This is a genomic window from Rhizobium sp. YTUHZ044, assembly GCF_051123975.1.
Lineage (GTDB): Bacteria > Pseudomonadota > Alphaproteobacteria > Rhizobiales > Rhizobiaceae > Rhizobium.
This window is the reverse complement of the sequence record NZ_CP101427.1, coordinates 317,609-334,408: the sequence shown is the minus strand read 5'-3', so window position 1 is coordinate 334,408 and position 16,800 is coordinate 317,609. Positions and strand designations below refer to the sequence as shown.

Here is a 16,800-nt window from a genome sequence, read left to right as displayed (position 1 = left end):
CATACGCACTCCATCCCGTGCGTATGCCAACTGCCTGTCAGCCTGCCGAAGGCGATCTCGAGCGGTCCACTTCAGAACCTTCGGCAGGCGACTCTTGGATGGCGCCTTGAATGTGCTTCATGGGCACGTTGGCTAATCGTTTCATCACCGGACCACCATCAAAGCAGCAGTTCCAAGGCTTGCCAAGTGCAACCGGTTCTGTGGGTTCCTGCCGACTGGCCGGGAAAATTCGACGGATGGAATTATCGGTAAAGTATCTAAAAGCTTCGCGTTTTCCGGCGCCCGCCACGCTCGGGCTCGGGCTGGACCGCCTTGCCCAGGCCAGCAAAACCGACACCCGGATCACGCTGAAACTTGCCCGCCTGGCTGCCGCTTACTGCGCTCTGGCCTGTTATTGGCTATTATACGGCGAAGCTTCGTTCATCATGCCCTCCACAAGGTCCTGACAGGCGCGAGAAGAAAGATGAGCTCGGTGACGTGCAACCAGAATGAGGGACGTACTTCATCTATGGCGATGCGGCCGGGGCGTCACGCCGTGCGACGCCAGATGAAATAACGGGGACAGCATGACGGAAAACAGCGCCCAGCCATTCTCCTTCCGATTCCACGGTTCGTCTTTCGACAATATGGTGGAAACCCTTGGCGGCGCTTTCGGCGCGTTTGATGCCGAGCCTGTCGGCCGCGCCAAGGACTTTCATTGGGGATTGGATTTTTCGGTGGCCGAGAGAGCCGTCCTGCTGACGGGCTATCATGAGGCGGAGTTCCAATTCAACATCGAGCCGACCGTCACCACGGCAGAGTACCTGTCGCTCGTCGTGCCGCGCCGCGGCGGCATGGGAGTTACCTATGGGTCGCGCAAGGCCGAGGCCGGGCAAGGCAAACTGCTTCTCTACAACAATTTCGAGCCCGACAGCGTTCTCATGCATGGGCAAGGCAACGTCATCGACGAGTTGCTGATCAACTGGCCCGTCATCCTCCAGGCGATTGGCCAGACATTCGAAATGCCGTTCAGCGGCTCGCTCGACTTGCTGCCGGAACTGGATCTGTCAACGCCGGCCGGTCGGACGATCGGCAACCTCACGGAGACGATCATATCAGGAATGCGCGACGACGGTCCCCTGCTGCAGTCGCCGATCGCCATGGCGCACATGACGCAGGCGCTCGCCGATCTCGTCGTGCGCATCGTGCCGCATCGGCTGTCGCATTTCCTTGAAAAGGCACCCGCCCTTATTGCTCCGAGGCATGTGCGCAGGGCGATCGAGTTCATGCAGGCCAATATCGATCAGCCGATCACCATGCCAAAGGTGGCGCAAGCGGCCGGCGTCTCCAGCAGAGCGCTCGAAACCGGCTTCCGCGCATTCAAGGGAACGTCCCCCGCCGCTTATCTGCTGACGCTTCGCCTGCGCGCGGCGCGGCAGGATCTGATCGATCCCGAGTGCAAGGAGACGATGAAGGCCATCTGCCTGAAATGGGGCTTCTTTCATTTCGGCCGCTTTTCCGCGGTCTACAAGGCAACATATGGCGAATACCCTTCCGATACGAGGAAGCGCGTGGGCCGCCGGTAACTTGCATCTGACGCGCACCGCGACCTTTCAAGTTCGATCTTTGCGCTATGTTTAGAGCGCGGCCAAGCTGTAGTGCACTCGCATCGTCCTCGGATCCCGCTTGACGATCCGAAGCTTATCATCACGCTCCGTCAGGGCGCTGAGGTCCCGCAACACAAGGGCATGTGCGATCCCGAGCATACGCGCAAAGGAGCGGCTGTCGGATGCGATCCCGAGCTCGGCAGCAACGAGCAGACCGGCCTGTAGGGAGGTCAGTGCGGCGTCCCCGTCTTGGGTCGCAGCGACAAGGGCAAGAAACCTATCGACCGCTTCGCTCACGCGGCGTCTCGCTTGCGCAAGGAAACCATGATCGACTTCGAGGTCGGCGTATCGCTTTCCTCGCCGGCGCTGCCAAGCGGCACGAGCACGTTCAATTCCGGGTAATAACCGGCAATGCTGCCCCGCGGAATATCATAGGGCACGAAGCGGAAATCCGGCGCGATACGCTCGACACCGTCATCGTGCTCGCCGATCACGTCGACACGGTCACCGGCCTCGGCATTCATCGCCTTCAGATCCGCCGGATGAATGAAGATGACCTGCCGCTCTCCGTAGACGCCGCGATATCGGTCATCGAGACCATAGACCGTCGTATTGTATTGGTCGTGCGATCGGAACGTCTGCAGAGCGAACCGCCCCTCTCCTCTTCGCGCACGCTGGTGCACCGTCTCCTCAGGAAGCGGCTGGCAAGAAAATGATGCTCTGCCTGCCGGCGTCTGCCATTCCCGGTGGGCCGCCGCGTTGCGCAGATGGAAACCGCGCGGCTTGCGCAGGCGCATATTGTAATTCTCGAAGCCGGGAATGGTTGCCTCGATATGATCACGGATGCGGTCGTAGTCGTGGGCAAGCTCCGCCCAGTCGACCACGGAGGAGCCGACCGTCGCCTGCGCAATGCCGGCAATGATGGCGACTTCCGAGCGGAGATGCGGCGAGGCCGGGCGATTGATGCCGGCGGAACCATGCACCATGCTCATCGAATCTTCGACACTGACGAGTTGGGAATTGCTGGCAGCGTTCAGATCCATCTCGGTACGCCCGAGGCAGGGCAGAATGAAGGACGCCTCACCGGGCAGCAGATGCGAATGATTGGGTTTGGTGGCGATGTGCACCGTCAGCTTCAGCCGCCGAAGCGCTTTTTCGACCAGTGCGCTGTCGGGCGTCGCACGGGCAAAATTGCCGCCAAGCCCGATGAAAGCCTTGGCCGAACCGTCGAGCATCGCTCCGATCGCGGCAAGGACATTGTGACCATGCTCCCGCGGGACGGTGAAGCGGAAATGTTTCTCCAGCGCATCGAGGAAATCATCCGACGGTTTTTCATTGATGCCGACGGTGCGATCGCCTTGCACGTTGGAATGACCACGCACCGGGCAAAGACCAGCGCCGGGCTTGCCAATATTGCCGCGCAAGAACATGAAACTGGCGATCTCGCGGATCGTCGCCACCGAATGCAGGTGCTGGGTCACGCCCATCGCCCAGGTGCAGATGACCCGGTCGGCCTTGATATAGACGTCGGCCGCCTGTTCGATGTCCTGTCGGCTCAGTCCCGATTGCTCTTCGATATCAGCCCAGGCCGTCGCCTCGACCGCTTGCAGGTATTGCGCAAATCCGACGCAATGGTCGGCCAGGAACGCATGATCGAGGACCGGTGGCAGACCGGCGGCAACCGCAGCGTCTTCGGCAGCCAGCACCGCCTTTGCCATTCCGCGCACAGCGGCCATGTCGCCACCGAGCTGCGGTTGCAGATAAAGGCTGGCAATGTCGGTCGAGCCGCCGCGCAGCATCTCGATCTTGTCCTGCGGATCGGAGAAACGCTCCAGCCCGCGCTCGCGGATCGGATTGAAGACGACGACCCGCGCGCCGCGCATCGCCGCCCGGCGCAGATCGCCGAGCATTCGGGGATGATTGGTGCCGGGGTTCTGGCCGATCACGAAAATCGCATCGGCCTCCTCGAAGTCCTCCAGAAGCACGGTGCCCTTGCCGACGCCGATCGCCTGATTCAGGGCGATTCCACTTGCCTCGTGGCACATGTTGGAACAATCGGGAAAATTGTTGGTGCCGTAGATGCGCACGAACAGCTGATAGAGGAAGGCAGCCTCGTTGCTGGCGCGGCCGGACGTATAGAACTCCGCCCGATTGGGATTATCGAGGCCCTTCAGAATGCTGCCGATCTCGGCAAAAGCATCCTCCCACGCCACCGGCAGGTAACGGTCGCTCGCAGCATCGTAACGCATCGGATGGGTGAGGCGGCCATTGAGTTCCAGTTCGTAATCCGACAACCGGCGAAGCTCAGCGACCGCATTCGCCGCAAAGAAAGCGGGGGTCGCCCGCTTTTCCGTGGCCTCCCATGCGACGGCCTTCACGCCGTTCTCACAAAATTCGAACGACGATCCGTGTTCCGGATCGCCCCAGGCGCAGCCCGGGCAATCGAAGCCGTCCGGCTGGTTCGCCTTCAGCATCGTCCGCGCACCCGAGACCGGCGTGCCGCTTTGCAGCAATTGTTTGCCGCAGCTTTTCAGAGCGCCCCAGCCGCCAGCCGCCGCCGATTTCTTCCCGATGAATTTTGTGTCCATGCGCGCCCTGTATTGCTGAAGGGCGCTAAACATCAAGGGCGTACGAGCGATGACTCGATAGAAGAAACCTATCGAGAGATTCTGAAGCGCGGAGTTTAACCGGTTTCCTTCAGGGCATGCCCGTTCTCGCGGGAATGCGCCAGGATGCGGTTGCGGCCTTGCGTCTTGGCCTCATAGAGCGCGGCGTCGGCCTCTGCCAAAAGCCGGTTCGGGCTGGTCCGCAGGGTCGCGCCTGTAGCGCAGGATAGGCCGATGCTGGCGGTGACCCGCCCGAATTCGCTGCCGGAATGAATGATATTCTCCTGGGCCAGGCGACGCGCGAATTGCTCGGCGACGATCATCGCCCCCTTGGCGCTGGTATCGGGGAGGAACACGGCGAATTCCTCTCCGCCGTAGCGCGCGACGATGTCCGCGGGCCGACTGACGGCCTGGCGCAGACACTTGCTGACGACGCGCAGGCATTGGTCGCCGGCGGGATGACCATAGGTATCGTTATAGGCTTTGAAGCGGTCGATATCGACCATCAACAGGCTGAAAGGCGTGTTTTTCCTGGCGCTGCCCGCCGTCTCACGCGCGAAGGCCTCGTCGAAAGCGCGGCGATTGACGATGCCGGTAAGCCCGTCGGTCTCGGCAAGATTCTTCAATTGCTCCGCCGACAGCCTGAGCGCGATTTCCGCCTGTTTCGTCGCCGTGATGTCGGAGACGACGGCCATTGCCGTGCCGTCCCCGGAAATCCTTGTGCGGATGCTGCGCCAATCACCGTTGTGAAGCTGAACCTCCTCGTCCTTGTTGCTGTGCAGTGTCGCGGTGGCGGTCTTGATCCACTCTTCCGCATTACCCTCTGCGATAGCGGGCCGCTCGCCGGTTTCGACGACGCGGCGCAGGATGTCGCTGATATGCGCGCCGACCACGCGGGCAGCCCCGGAGAGCGGAAAGGCGTTGCGGTATTGATCGTTGCAGAAGAGAAGAAACCCTTTGCTGTCGTACATGGCGATGCCGTCGGACATGTTCGCCATCGCATGTGACAGCAGGTTCTTGCTGTCGCGAAGCTCCCGCTCCAGCGCTGTACGCTCGGTCACATCACGGGTCACGCCTGCAAGGCCGATGATCCGTCCCTGCTTGTCCCTGAGCGGCACTTTGGAAGCGAGCAGGAAACGGCCTTCGATCCGCTCGGTGGAGTCGATCAGCGGCGTCCCTGTCTCCATCACCTGCTGCTCGAGATGATACAATTCTTCTGCGAGCGGCTGCGACATCAGATTGAAATCCGACAATCCGGTCATCTCCGCCGTCGTCCTGAAACGGAAGAGGCGCGTCATGTTTTCATTGACGGTGATGAAGCGGCTGTTTCGGTCCTTCACATAAAGGTAATCCGGCGATTGCGAAAATGCCGTCACCAGAATGCTGCGTTCGAGTTCCCATCGTTGCGTCTTCAGGAGAACAAAGCCACCGAGCAAAGTCGCCAGACAATTCGAGGCCGTCACGGGGAAACCCACGCCGGCCAGCACATGGGCAGCCACGAGAGTGGGAAGCAAGGCCATCGCTGCAACCAGTGTGCCGCCAAGGGCAAGGCCGAGCAGAACGACGTCGGTGAAACCGGGAGATCTCTTGCGGGTCCAGACATGGCCGGCGACGCCGATGCCGGCTGCGCATGCAATGGTGATAATGCCATCGACCATCGCCGTGCCGCCGACGGCAAAGCGGAAGGCGATCGCCAGCGACGCGGCAAAAGCCGCCGCCATCGGCCCCCCGAACATGCCGGCCAATGCCAGCGGCGAAAAACGCAGGTCGATATAGATGCCGGGATGAAACTCGATCGCGAGCAGTATGGACCCGATGGAGGCGCCGCCCGCTATTATCCCGAAGGCGATCTTCTCTTGCGCGAAGGAACGGCGCTGAAACTGGATAGAAAAGAGCGCCCACAGCGACATCGCCAGAGACACGAAGGAAAGGTTGCCACCAAATTGCGTCCAGATGCCATTCACCGCGTTGGGTCCACCTTCCAAACCATGTAATAGACATGTCATACGACAACACTGGTTTGGGCTTCGTTAAGTCGGACAGCCGGTTGCGCCATTCACCGGCTAATGCACCGGATATCGCGCTCTTCTGCGGGATCCGGCCGGATGGGACGCCATTGCCCGGACCACCGCAGACCGAGGTTTCTCACTTCAGTCTCGATTCCACGCAGAAGCGTTATTGGTTAGAATGCAGTGTCGACCACGAGCAGCAAACGAATATGGAATGCGGAGCCTTGACATGAGGACGCGACATTGGGACCGCAGGGGCGACGGCGGGCTGACCTTTACCGAACTCGGGTTCGGCACCGCGCCTCTCGGCAATCTTTATCGGGCGATAACCGATGAAGAGGCGGCAGCAGTCTTGGATGCGGCCTGGCAACACGGCATCCGTTACTTCGACACTGCGCCGCTCTACGGGCTTGGCCTCGCCGAGAGGCGGCTTGGCCGCTTTCTCGCTACGAAACAGCGTAAAGACTTCGTCGTCTCGACAAAAGTCGGCAGGCTCCTCAAGGTCTGTCGACCCGAACAGCGGACCGGCATCGGTAAATTCTTCGACACGCCCAATCGCCGAGAGGTTTTTGACTACAGCTACGATGGCATCATGCGATCGTTCGAAGCCTCTTTCGAGCGCACCGGGCTCGACTGCTTCGATATTCTCTTCGTGCACGATCTGGATGTCTTCAATCACGGCAACCAGGCCGCCTGCGACCATTATCTCGAGCAATTCATGAACGGTGGGTATCAGGCCATGACCTCGCTGCGCGATCAGGGAGTGGTGAAAGCCATCGGTGGCGGAATAAACGAGTGGGAGATGTGCCAGACGCTTGCCGAGCGTGGCGACTTCGACCTGTTTCTGCTTGCCGGACGCTATACTTTGCTCGAGCAGGAGGCGTTGGAATCCTTTCTTCCCCTGTGCGTCGCCCGCAATATCGGCATCGTGCTCGGCGGTCCCTATAACTCCGGCATACTGGTGACAGGCCCGATTGCCGGCGCGCAATACAATTACTCTGACGCCCCGTCACACATCCTCGATAAAGTCCGGCGCATCGAACAAGTCTGCCTGAAATACAACGTCGCTCTCTCGGACGCGGCTCTCAACTTTCCGCTCTTCCATCCGGCTGTCGTTTCCGTCATCCCAGGCGGCCAGTCGATCGATCAGGTGGCGTCCAACGACCGGGCGCGGAACAGACATATCCCTCGCGAACTGTGGGAGGACCTGAAATCGCTGGGCTTGATGCGCGGTGATGCGCCCCTCTCGCGCTGACTTACCTACTTCATTGCGGATGAAAAATTGGCCCTGCGCATCAAACGAATCTACGAGCCGAAAGAAGGCAGGGATGGCACGCGTATTCTGGTCGACAGGCTGTGGCCGCGCGGCTTGAAGAAGCAGGTGGCGGCGGTCGATGTCTGGCTGAAGGACATAGCGCCGAGTCCGGGGCTGCGCCGATGGTTCGGACATGATCCGGCCAAATGGAGCGAATTTCAGCGTCGTTACCGCGACGAGCTCAAAAAGAACTCATCAGCCGTCGAGGAGCTCGAACGCCTGATCGGGCGGTCGGACGCCACGCTTCTCTATTCGGCGAAAGACCAGGCTCACAATCATGCGATCGTGCTTCAAAGTTTTATCGGCGAAGACTGAAGCGCTTCGAAAATTTCCGGGAACCTTTTCGATCGATCTGCATCCAATGCTCGCTTCCATCCGACAAAGGAGACAGATCATGTTCAAACGAATTCTCGGCGCAACCTTCATCGCGGCATCGCTCGGCACCGCCTCGATCGCCGCCGACGCCAAGCCGACCGATCCTCAGATCGCCCACATCGCCTATACGGCGGGGCAGATCGATGTCACCGCCGCCGCGCAGGCGTTGAAGAAGAGCAAGAATGCCGAGGTTATCGAATTCGCCAAAACCATGGAGCGGGACCACAAGGCCGTCAACGACCAGGCGCTCGCCCTCGTCAAAAAGCTGAAGGTGACGCCTGAGGACAACAAGATCAGCCAATCGCTCTCGACCCAGGCGAGCAAGGAACTGAAGACGCTTGACGCCCTCGACGGTGCAGCCTTCGACAAGGCCTATGTCGAAAACGAAGTCGCTTATCACAAGTCAGTCAACGATGCCCTTGCCAAGGTGCTGATCCCCTCAGCTCAGAACAAGGAGCTGAAATCGCTGCTGGAAACGGGCCTGACCCTGTTCAAGCAACACCAGACGCATGCCGAGCATCTCGCTTCGATGATCAAGTAGGGTCGCGATGGGATCGCTGATGAAACTGCTGCCGCTGTTGTTGGCGCAGCTCTGGGCAAGCAGCGGGGTCGCCTCAGCGGCGGAATATCAGGTCACGATCGCGGGCATGAAATTCGGGGTGCCGCCTAACGAGCTGCATGTCGGCGATGTGATCGTCTGGCGAAACGATGATATATTCCGGCATACAGCGACGGCTCGCGACAAGAGCTTCGATGTCGACCTGCCGCCGAAATCGGAGGCGCGGATGACGGTCAACCGGGCGGGAGCGGTCGATTTCTATTGCCGCTTTCATCCCGCCATGACGGGCGAACTGGACGTCCGGCCGTAAGGCCGGGCTCCGATCCAAAGCAATGCGGAGATTTGCATGACAGCCATTGCGGTTCCGGTCGCGCGACGCCGGCAGAATATATCAGCGCTCCCCGATGTCGAACTCGTGCCCCTTGCGAGGCAGGGCGACGAACCCGCCATCCGCGTCATCGTCCAGCGGTACAATCAGCGCCTGTTCCGCACGGCGCGCGCCATTATCCGCAGCGATTGGGAAGCCGAAGAGGTCGTGCAGGCCGCCTATGTCAAGGCCTTCACCAATCTCGCGACATTCCGCGGCGAGTCCGAGCTTTCGACATGGCTGACGCGGATTGCGCTCAACGAGGCGCTGGGCCGCGTGCGCAGCCGAAAGAACACCGCCGGGCTTGAGGAAATCGACATGCAGACGACATCGGGGGGCGGCGAAGTCCTCCAGTTCCCCTCCTCGCTCTCCGCGACCGACCCGGAAAGCGAGCTTTCGCGAAGCCAGGCGCGGCATCTTCTCGAACAGGCCGTCGACGACCTCCCCGACGAATTTCGCGCCATCTTCGTGCTGCGGGATGTCGAGGGCATGAGCACGGAGGAGGCCGCATCCTATCTTGGCATCAAACCCGAAACCGCCAAGACCAGGCTGCATCGGGCGCGGAAGGCGATGCGCCAGTCGATCGAGAAACAGCTCTCGGGCGCATTTGCGGCCCTGTTCCCCTTCGACGGCGCCCGTTGCGCCTCAATGGGCGACCGCGTCATCGCAGTTCTTCGTCAGACATCGTGAGTTCCGACAACAGCACGCGTTTGCTTCGACGCAGCAGGTGACGGGCGCGATTACCCGCGACGCCACCTCTCGTTGGGGCTGGAGTCGCCAACTGAAGGGTGCCGCCGAAGCACGATGATTTCCGCCTTGGGCACGGCTCTGCTGTAACAGGAATATGTCATCGCAGAAGCTCAAAAGACGCCTGCGACCTGCTGAAGCGGCGCCGAGAAGGCTCACCCCGCGCGCCGACAGCGCGGCGATATCCACAATTCGCAAACATATCCGATAAGCGCAGCAAACAGCGAGCCGGCAACGCATCTTCTATCGCGAACGGAGAAATTAACAAACGCTCAAGTTTTCCAGATACATCTTGCTTTTGCTATTTTTTGTCTTGCGTCACGGTGTGTTTTGAAGTCGGCTCTTTCATATGCGCTTGCTCGAATTACGAGCGCCCTCCGCAGTCTCGAAAGGGACAGAGGCGGTAACGTCGCCATCGTCGTCGCGCTCAGCCTCGTGCCGATGCTCATCGCCGTCGGCGCGAGCTTCGACTATATTCGCAGCTACAATGTCCGGCAGAGGATGCAGAGCGATCTCGACGCGGCCCTGATCGCCGCGGTCAAGCAGATCAACAACACCGAGGATACCGACGCTCTCAAGGAGAAGGTTGCCGACTGGTTCCATGCGCAGGTGGACAACAGCTACACGCTTGCTGATATCGACATCGATACCGTGAACCACAACATCACGGCGACGGCGAGCGGCACCGTTCCGACGACATTCATGAAGATCGCCAACATCGAGACCGTTCCCGTCAGCGTGGCAAGCGCCGTCAAGGGCCCCGCCACGTCCTATCTCAATGTCTATATCGTCATCGACACATCGCCGTCGATGCTGCTGGCGGCGACGACGTCCGGCCAGTCGACCATGTATTCCGGTATCGGATGCCAGTTTGCCTGCCACACGGGTGATGCGCACACTATCGGCAAAAAGACATACGCCACCAACTATGACTACAGCAAGGAAAAGGGAATAAAGCTGCGCGCCGATGTCGCCGGCGACGCCGTACGCGAAGTGCTCGACATGATCGACGAATCCGACGAGAATCATGAACGTATCAAGGTCGGGCTTTACAGCCTCGGGGATACGCTTTCAGAGGTTCTGGCACCGACGCTGAGCACGGATACGGCGCGGACCCGCCTCGCGGACGCCAGCTACGGCCTCACCAGCGCGACCTCGAAGGCCGCCACTTATTTCGACGTTTCGCTATCGACGCTCAAACAGAAAGTCGGCGCCGGAGGGGACGGAACCTCCTCGAGCTCTCCGCTCAAACTGGTTCTGCTGCTGACGGACGGTGTCCAGTCCAAACGCGAATGGGTGACCAACGGAGTGGTCTGGAAGAGCGGGAAGGCGATCTCCGGATCCTACTGGAACAAGGTGGCGCCTCTTAATCCCGACTGGTGCGGCTATCTGAAGAACCAATCCAATACGATGGCCGTGCTCTATACCGAATACCTGCCGCTCACTTCGGACTGGGGCTATAACGCAACCGTCGGCTCGACCATGGCGAGCGCCAACTGGAAGAACACCTGGGGCGGCACCATGGACAGCGGCGTGTCGACCAGCATTACGAGACGCGATTATATTCCCTACGCGCTTGCCGACTGCGCATCGTCGAAGAGCCTGTTCATATCGGCATCATCGTCGACGGAAATCACGGCGGGCCTGTCGACGCTCTTCACTCAATATCTCTCTTCCGTCCGGCTGACCCAATGACCGCAAGAAACCGCTTTGCATTGCTTCGCCGCCTGCTCGGCGATCGCAAGGGGGTGGCTGCGATCGAATTTGCGATCCTGGCCCTGCCGCTCTTCATCATGATCTTCGGCATTATCGAAGTGTCGCTGATGTTCTTCGTCAACTCCTCGCTGGACGCTTCCGTTCATAAAATCTCCCGGATGATCCGCACCGGCGAGGTGGCGTCATCGAAGATCACACTGGCCACTTTCAAGAGCAAGATTTGCGACGACATGCTTCTGTCCTTCAGTTGCTCGAGCGGCCTCGTCGTCAAGGTCAGCGTGCTTTCCGACCTGTCCTCCGCCACCCGCGCCGATCCGATCGACGACAGCGGAAATCTCGCCGTCACCCAGACCTATGATATCGGCAAGGGCAGCGACTACATCCTCGTGCAGGCATTCCTGCCCTGGGAGGCCACCGTCAACTTCTTCAGCCTGTCGAGCGCCAAGCTTTCGGACGGCCGCTATCTCCTCGGATCCTCCGCTCTGTTTCGCAATGAACCTTTCTGACATGATCACGAAACGGAACCTCATCCTTCTCGGTCTCGCCCGATCCTGCACCGGCCGCCTCGCATGCGACCGCACGGCCGCTTCGGGCGTGGAATTCGCATTGGTGCTGCCGATCCTGATCGTGCTGCTGTTCGGCACCGTCGATCTCGGCCATGCCCTCACCGTCAGCCGCAAAATAGACGAGATCGCCTCCAGCACAGGCGACATGATCGCGCAGCAGAGCACCTGGACGAAGACCGACGTCACCAAGCTTCTTTCCGGCGCGAGCTTCATCCTGCAGCCCTATGAGACCACCGGGCTGACAATCACGGTCACGGTCAATGACGTCGACAACAGCGGCAAAGCGACGGTCAACTGGTCCGCCGCGTTCAACACCGCGTCGCTTGCTTCCGGGACGGCAAGCGCGATCGACATACCGGCGAAGATCCAGGAGACAGGCGTCCAGGTGGTGCTGACGCGGGTGCAATACACCTTGACGACACCGGTATCGGCATTTTTCTCGAACTTCACCGGGCAGAACGGCTACAGCTTCGACCACCATTTCTTCAATCGCCCGAGAGTCAGCGACACGATCAGTTACAACTAGACTGTATGTTCGTGATCGGTGGATTATGAGATTCCCGGTCGCTTGCCGTCACGTCGACAATGATGCATTGCTCGCCGGCTTGACCTGCCTTCTTAGGCAAGATGAAGGACGGGATTCCCGAGGTCGGGGGCATCGATCTCGCCGATGGATACAGGGCCGGCCGTTTTCATGGCGACATCGGCGGGCAAGCCGATCCCGATCCGCAGGATAGGATAGACGCCTTTCGTATCGCGGCCGAGGCGGCGCGGCTGGTCAGCGCCAAATTTGGGGCCGAGAAGAATGCGGGATCAGCGCGCCATTATGGAGAGCTTGTCAAGACATTGGAACAGCAGAACGATTGAATGACTTTCATATGAGCGCGTCACTGCAACGGCGATCCAGCGCTTCGCCCTGTCGCAGGCCGATAACCGCGAGATCGAGCCGGCTCACCCGGCGAGCTTGACGATGCCGTAGGGATTGAACTTGAACTCATCCACGTCATAGGTGGAATCGAAGGAGAGGCTTGCGCCCCGTGCCTTGAGCGTCGCATCGAGACCCTGCTTGCCGATCTCCCCGGCAACTGCATCCATGATGGCAACGACCTGCCTTTCGCTACCGACCGTCTCCGGCACATAGACCTCCGGCAGCCCCACGAGATGGAAGCCGACGCTTTCCAGATAACCGCGCGCCGAGAGCGGCCTCTTGGCAAAGGCCAGGCGGCCGACGCGCTGCTGGGCGAGCGGATCGCCGGCTTTCTGCGCTTCGGCGCCTTGGCCGATCAGTACTCTCCATCGATCGAGCCCATGTGCGATACCGGCGCTTTCGCCCTTGACGGCAACCGCTCCCGCGTCAATCAGCTGCTCGACGAGACGCAGAGCCGTCATCGACACCTTGATGGTGTCTGCCTGCGTCATGCTCGGCCCGAGGACATAGAGGACGGATTGATGATCGGCGACGGCTTTCTCGTCCGTCTCGTTCCAGGCATCGGGTTCGACCCGATCCCAGCAGACATCGAATGACCGGCTCATTCGGTCATCCGGCTCCGCCTGCGAATAATCCTTATCGACGCTGAAGCCGGTGGCGAAATCACGGATCGCTTTGGCCGCCGCTTCGGACAAGCGGCTGAGGTCGCGATCTCTCCCGAGAAAACAGAGGACATGCCGGGGTGTCACCGACGACGCCTCCTCCTGGGCGATTGTCTCCGGACTGGTGTCGATAGCGAAAGAAGGTTTCCAGCCAACCATGGCCCATAGGGACCCCAACAGCGCGCGACGCAGGATATGCAAGAGCGATGCCTCCGTTCGGCCGAATCTTTACAGCTTCCGCTTGTAAACAAATGACACCCGAAACGAAAGCGGATCTCGCGACTATACGTCGTGCTATTCAATCCCGGATATCCTCTTGAGCAGAGCCTTCAGGGTAGGGATCGTCATCGTCTGCCACCTTTAATCGGGCCGTCCTTTCTTGGGCGATGCGCTGGTTCCATCCGCCGGTCGGGGGCAGCGTCGACAAGATCACGTGAAAAAATTAAATTTGCCTGCAAGCTGTTTTTCTGGCGCAATGGATACCAGGTCGAGAGAAAGGGACTTAAGTGTCTCAAAGAACCGAAAATGAAGCGAATTCGCGGAACGGGCTCGAAGGACATTACCAGGTCAACAGCATCGGATTCGTCGGAACCGGCGTCATCACCGAGGCGATGGTTCGCGGGCTCCTCGCTGAGCCGGCCTATGCCTCGCAGATTCACGTCTCTCCGCGAAGCGCCCACATTGCGGAAACGCTGGCAGGCGAATTCGCCGCCGTGAGGATCGCCAAGGACAACCAGGACGTCGTCGATCGCAGCGACACGGTGTTCCTGGCGATACGACCGCAGATCGCCGAGGAGGTCGTGCGGGAACTGTCGTTCAGGGCCGGGCAGACAGTCGTCAGCGTCGTCGCGGCGACGGAGCGCCAGGCTCTCATCGACTGGATCGGCGCCGACGTGCATCTCGTGCAGGCGATCCCCCTGCCCTTCGTCGCAGCTCGCCAAGGCGTGACCGCCATCTACCCGCCTGATAATACGGTCGCAGCGCTGTTCGACACGCTCGGTGCCGCCGTCCAATGCCAGTCGAGGAAGCAATACGATCTACTCGCAGCCGCAAGTTCGATGATGTCGACCTATTTTGGGATCATGGAAACGGTTGCCGGCTGGCTGGAAAGGAGCGGCCTCGAAAGGGCGAAAGGCCACGCCTACATTGCCCCGCTCTTCGCAAGCCTGGCGCAAAAGGCGAGCGGCCCGGGCGCTGAGCCCTTCAGCACACTGAGCCGCGAATTCGCAACCAGGGGCGGGCTGAACGAGCAGGTTCTGTCCGACTTCGAGAAAAAGGGCGGCATCGCGGCGCTGACCGAAGCGCTCGACGGCGTGCTCGCTCGCATCGAGGGCAGAAACTAAAAAGTAGGCGGCGTGCAGGCGCTGATGACTTCGCAGGCCACCGGCCCGACGCAGCGGAACCGGTGTGGGCGCCGGCTTTCGAAATAGTAAGCGTCACCAGGCCCCAGCACGCGCCGTTCGTCGTCGACCGTGACCTCGAGCCTTCCCGAGAGCACGATCCCGCCCTCCTCTCCCTCGTGGACAAGAGGAATTTTTCCGGTGTCGGCGCCCGGCTGGTAGCACTCCTTGAGCATCTGCAGGCTGCGCCCGAACAAGGTTTCGCCAACCTGCTTGTAGGAAATGGCACCCTTGCCGATCTCCACCAGTTCCTCGGCCGCGTAGAAAGCCTTTTTTGGACGTTCGGGTTCGAAGGCGAAGAATTCCGCCAGCCCGATCGGGATGCCGTCGAGAATTCGCTTCAGGGCTCCAACCGAGGGATTGGAGGCGTTCGATTCGATCAGCGAGATCGTCGAGTTCGGCACACCGGTGCGTTTGGCGAGCTCACGCTGGGAAAGCTTGTGGGCGATGCGGAGATGGCGAAGGCGGCTGCCGATGTCGACTGACATGATGCGGTCCGTTTGCGTTGTCCAGAATAGCTAAAATATGTCAGATGAACCAATATATTTCAACAGCTTGCGCGGACACAGAAAAGGACTTGTTCGTAAAGGAGAAATCATCATTCTCGGTCCATCCCAAGGAGGCCAGAATGGATCAGCTGAACAAGACGAACGCGCCCGTACTCGAAAATTTCTGGATGCCATTCACGGCGAACCGGCAGTTCAAGGCCACGCCACGGCTTTTGGCCACTGCGGAAGGAATGTATTACACCGACGTCGATGGAAACCGGGTGCTGGACGGCACGGCCGGGCTCTGGTGCTGCAACGCCGGCCACGGCCGCAAGAAGATCGCCCAGGCGGTCGAGCGGCAGCTTGCCACCCTCGACTATGCCCCGACCTTCCAGATGGGGCATCCGATCGCCTTCGATTTCGCCGCGAAGCTCGCGGCAACCGCGCCGGGCGGGGCTGACGCCAATCTCGACCGGGTCTTTTTCACCGGCTCGGGCTCGGAATCGGTCGATACGGCTCTGAAGATCGCCATCGCCTATCAGCGCGCGATCGGCCAGGGCACACGCACGCGCATCATCGGTCGCGAGAAGGGCTATCACGGCGTCGGCTTCGGCGGCATTTCCGTTGGCGGTCTCGTCAATAATCGGCGGGTCTTCCCGCAGATACCGGCCGACCACATGCGCCACACGCTCGACGTCGAGCGCAACGCGTTTTCGAAGGGGCTTCCCGCCCATGGCGTGGAACTGGCCGACGATCTCGAACGCCTGGTGCAGTTGCACGGTGCCGAAACCATCGCCGCTGTCATCGTCGAGCCGATGGCGGGATCGGCAGGCGTTATCCTGCCGCCGAAGGGTTATCTGGAGAAGCTGCGCGCGACCGCCGACAAGCACGGCATCCTGCTGATCTTCGACGAGGTCATCACCGGCTTCGGCCGTCTCGGCACGCCTTTCGCGGTGGATTACTTCGGCGTCGTGCCTGACCTAGTCACCACGGCAAAGGGCCTGACCAACGGCGCGATCCCGATGGGCGCGGTCTTTGCCAGCCGTAAAGTCCATGACGGGCTGATGATCGGACCTGACAATGCGATCGAACTCTTCCACGGCTATACCTATTCCGGCCATCCGGTCGCTTGCGCCGCGGGACTCGCAACCCTCGAAATCTACGAGGAAGAAGGGCTGCTGACGCGTGCATCCGACTTGGCCGAATATTGGCAGGACGCTCTCCATTCGCTGAAGGGCCTGCCCAGTGTCGTCGACATCCGCAATCTCGGACTGGTCGGCGCAGTGGAACTCGCTCCGCGTGACGGGGCACCGGGAACCCGCGCCTACGACGTCTTCGTCGATTGCTTCAAGAAGGGCCTGCTGATCCGTGTGACCGGCGATATCATCGCGCTTTCTCCACCGCTGATCGTCGAGAAAGACCAGATCGACACGATCGTCTCGACGATCGGCGATGCACTGAAGCGCGCGGCATAAT

17 protein-coding genes and 1 pseudogene are annotated in these 16,800 nt (G+C 60.4%); 13 read left to right on the top strand and 5 right to left on the bottom strand.

Features of this window, described 5'->3' with window-relative positions:
• Positions 1–119 precede the first annotated feature (119 nt).
• Together NL154_RS24450 and NL154_RS24445 are read left to right on the top strand one after the other, a co-directional pair.
• A complete protein-coding gene (locus NL154_RS24450; RefSeq protein WP_221123558.1) occupies positions 120–446 on the top strand; it encodes a hypothetical protein in 327 nt (108 codons plus the stop codon).
• A gap of 120 nt (positions 447–566) precedes the next feature.
• The gene (locus NL154_RS24445; RefSeq protein WP_221123557.1) at positions 567–1,565 is read left to right on the top strand and encodes an AraC family transcriptional regulator; all 999 of its coding nucleotides are present in this window, start codon (positions 567–569) and stop codon (positions 1,563–1,565) included.
• A 51-nt stretch (positions 1,566–1,616) separates the two neighbouring features.
• Here NL154_RS24445 and NL154_RS24440 read toward each other — a convergent pair whose 3' ends face one another.
• From NL154_RS24440 to NL154_RS24430, 3 genes are all read right to left on the bottom strand, one after another.
• The gene (locus tag NL154_RS24440; protein WP_210632168.1) at positions 1,617–1,883 is read right to left on the bottom strand and encodes a hypothetical protein; all 267 of its coding nucleotides are present in this window, start codon (positions 1,881–1,883) and stop codon (positions 1,617–1,619) included.
• Positions 1,880–4,174: an FdhF/YdeP family oxidoreductase gene (locus tag NL154_RS24435; protein ID WP_434734185.1), complete on the bottom strand. Its 2,295-nt coding sequence runs from the start codon at positions 4,172–4,174 to the stop codon at positions 1,880–1,882. The genes NL154_RS24440 and NL154_RS24435 overlap by 4 nt, the downstream gene beginning before the upstream one ends.
• A 95-nt stretch (positions 4,175–4,269) precedes the next feature.
• Positions 4,270–6,198: a diguanylate cyclase gene (locus NL154_RS24430; protein ID WP_210632166.1), complete on the bottom strand. Its 1,929-nt coding sequence runs from the start codon at positions 6,196–6,198 to the stop codon at positions 4,270–4,272.
• A 232-nt stretch (positions 6,199–6,430) separates the two neighbouring features.
• Between NL154_RS24430 and NL154_RS24425 the strand changes: the two genes are divergently transcribed.
• From NL154_RS24425 to NL154_RS24385, 9 genes and pseudogenes are all read left to right on the top strand, one after another.
• Positions 6,431–7,456, top strand: a complete 1,026-nt coding sequence (locus NL154_RS24425; protein ID WP_210632165.1) for an aldo/keto reductase — start codon at positions 6,431–6,433, stop codon at positions 7,454–7,456.
• 27 nt (positions 7,457–7,483) lie between these two features.
• A complete protein-coding gene (locus tag NL154_RS24420) occupies positions 7,484–7,831 on the top strand; it encodes a DUF488 domain-containing protein (RefSeq protein WP_434734184.1) in 348 nt (115 codons plus the stop codon).
• A 79-nt stretch (positions 7,832–7,910) separates the two neighbouring features.
• The gene (locus NL154_RS24415) at positions 7,911–8,432 is read left to right on the top strand and encodes a DUF4142 domain-containing protein (protein ID WP_221147149.1); all 522 of its coding nucleotides are present in this window, start codon (positions 7,911–7,913) and stop codon (positions 8,430–8,432) included.
• A 7-nt stretch (positions 8,433–8,439) separates the two neighbouring features.
• Positions 8,440–8,760, top strand: coding sequence for a cupredoxin domain-containing protein (locus NL154_RS24410; protein WP_210632162.1), 321 nt, complete (start codon positions 8,440–8,442; stop codon positions 8,758–8,760).
• 36 nt (positions 8,761–8,796) lie between these two features.
• Positions 8,797–9,507 (top strand): RNA polymerase sigma factor, encoded by a 711-nt coding sequence (locus NL154_RS24405; protein ID WP_210632161.1) that lies wholly within the window; start codon positions 8,797–8,799, stop codon positions 9,505–9,507.
• A 387-nt stretch (positions 9,508–9,894) separates the two neighbouring features.
• The gene (locus tag NL154_RS24400) at positions 9,895–11,259 is read left to right on the top strand and encodes a TadE/TadG family type IV pilus assembly protein (RefSeq protein ID WP_210632160.1); all 1,365 of its coding nucleotides are present in this window, start codon (positions 9,895–9,897) and stop codon (positions 11,257–11,259) included.
• Complete coding sequence (locus NL154_RS24395; protein ID WP_210632159.1) at positions 11,256–11,786, top strand: TadE/TadG family type IV pilus assembly protein; 531 nt, start codon at positions 11,256–11,258, stop codon at positions 11,784–11,786. The genes NL154_RS24400 and NL154_RS24395 overlap by 4 nt, the downstream gene beginning before the upstream one ends.
• Before the next feature lies 1 nt (position 11,787).
• Positions 11,788–12,372: a TadE/TadG family type IV pilus assembly protein gene (locus NL154_RS24390; protein WP_221147146.1), complete on the top strand. Its 585-nt coding sequence runs from the start codon at positions 11,788–11,790 to the stop codon at positions 12,370–12,372.
• An 83-nt stretch (positions 12,373–12,455) separates the two neighbouring features.
• A pseudogene (locus NL154_RS24385) lies at positions 12,456–12,713 on the top strand (hypothetical protein); the annotation flags it as partial.
• Positions 12,714–12,797: 84 nt separating this feature from the next.
• Here NL154_RS24385 and NL154_RS24380 read toward each other — a convergent pair.
• Positions 12,798–13,637, bottom strand: coding sequence for a hypothetical protein (locus NL154_RS24380; protein WP_434734183.1), 840 nt, complete (start codon positions 13,635–13,637; stop codon positions 12,798–12,800).
• A gap of 410 nt (positions 13,638–14,047) precedes the next feature.
• Here NL154_RS24380 and NL154_RS24375 point away from each other — a divergent pair, with 410 nt between their 5' ends.
• Positions 14,048–14,779, top strand: a complete 732-nt coding sequence (locus tag NL154_RS24375) for a pyrroline-5-carboxylate reductase (protein ID WP_221147168.1) — start codon at positions 14,048–14,050, stop codon at positions 14,777–14,779.
• Here NL154_RS24375 and NL154_RS24370 read toward each other — a convergent pair.
• Positions 14,776–15,324 carry a cupin domain-containing protein gene (locus NL154_RS24370; RefSeq protein ID WP_210632156.1) on the bottom strand — a complete coding sequence of 183 codons (549 nt, stop codon included), beginning with the start codon at positions 15,322–15,324 and terminating at the stop codon, positions 14,776–14,778. The genes NL154_RS24375 and NL154_RS24370 overlap by 4 nt on opposite strands.
• A 140-nt stretch (positions 15,325–15,464) precedes the next feature.
• On the opposite strand from NL154_RS24370, the gene NL154_RS24365 reads away from it, so the two are divergent.
• Complete coding sequence (locus NL154_RS24365) at positions 15,465–16,799, top strand: aspartate aminotransferase family protein (protein WP_210632155.1); 1,335 nt, start codon at positions 15,465–15,467, stop codon at positions 16,797–16,799.
• Position 16,800: the final 1 nt, after the last annotated feature.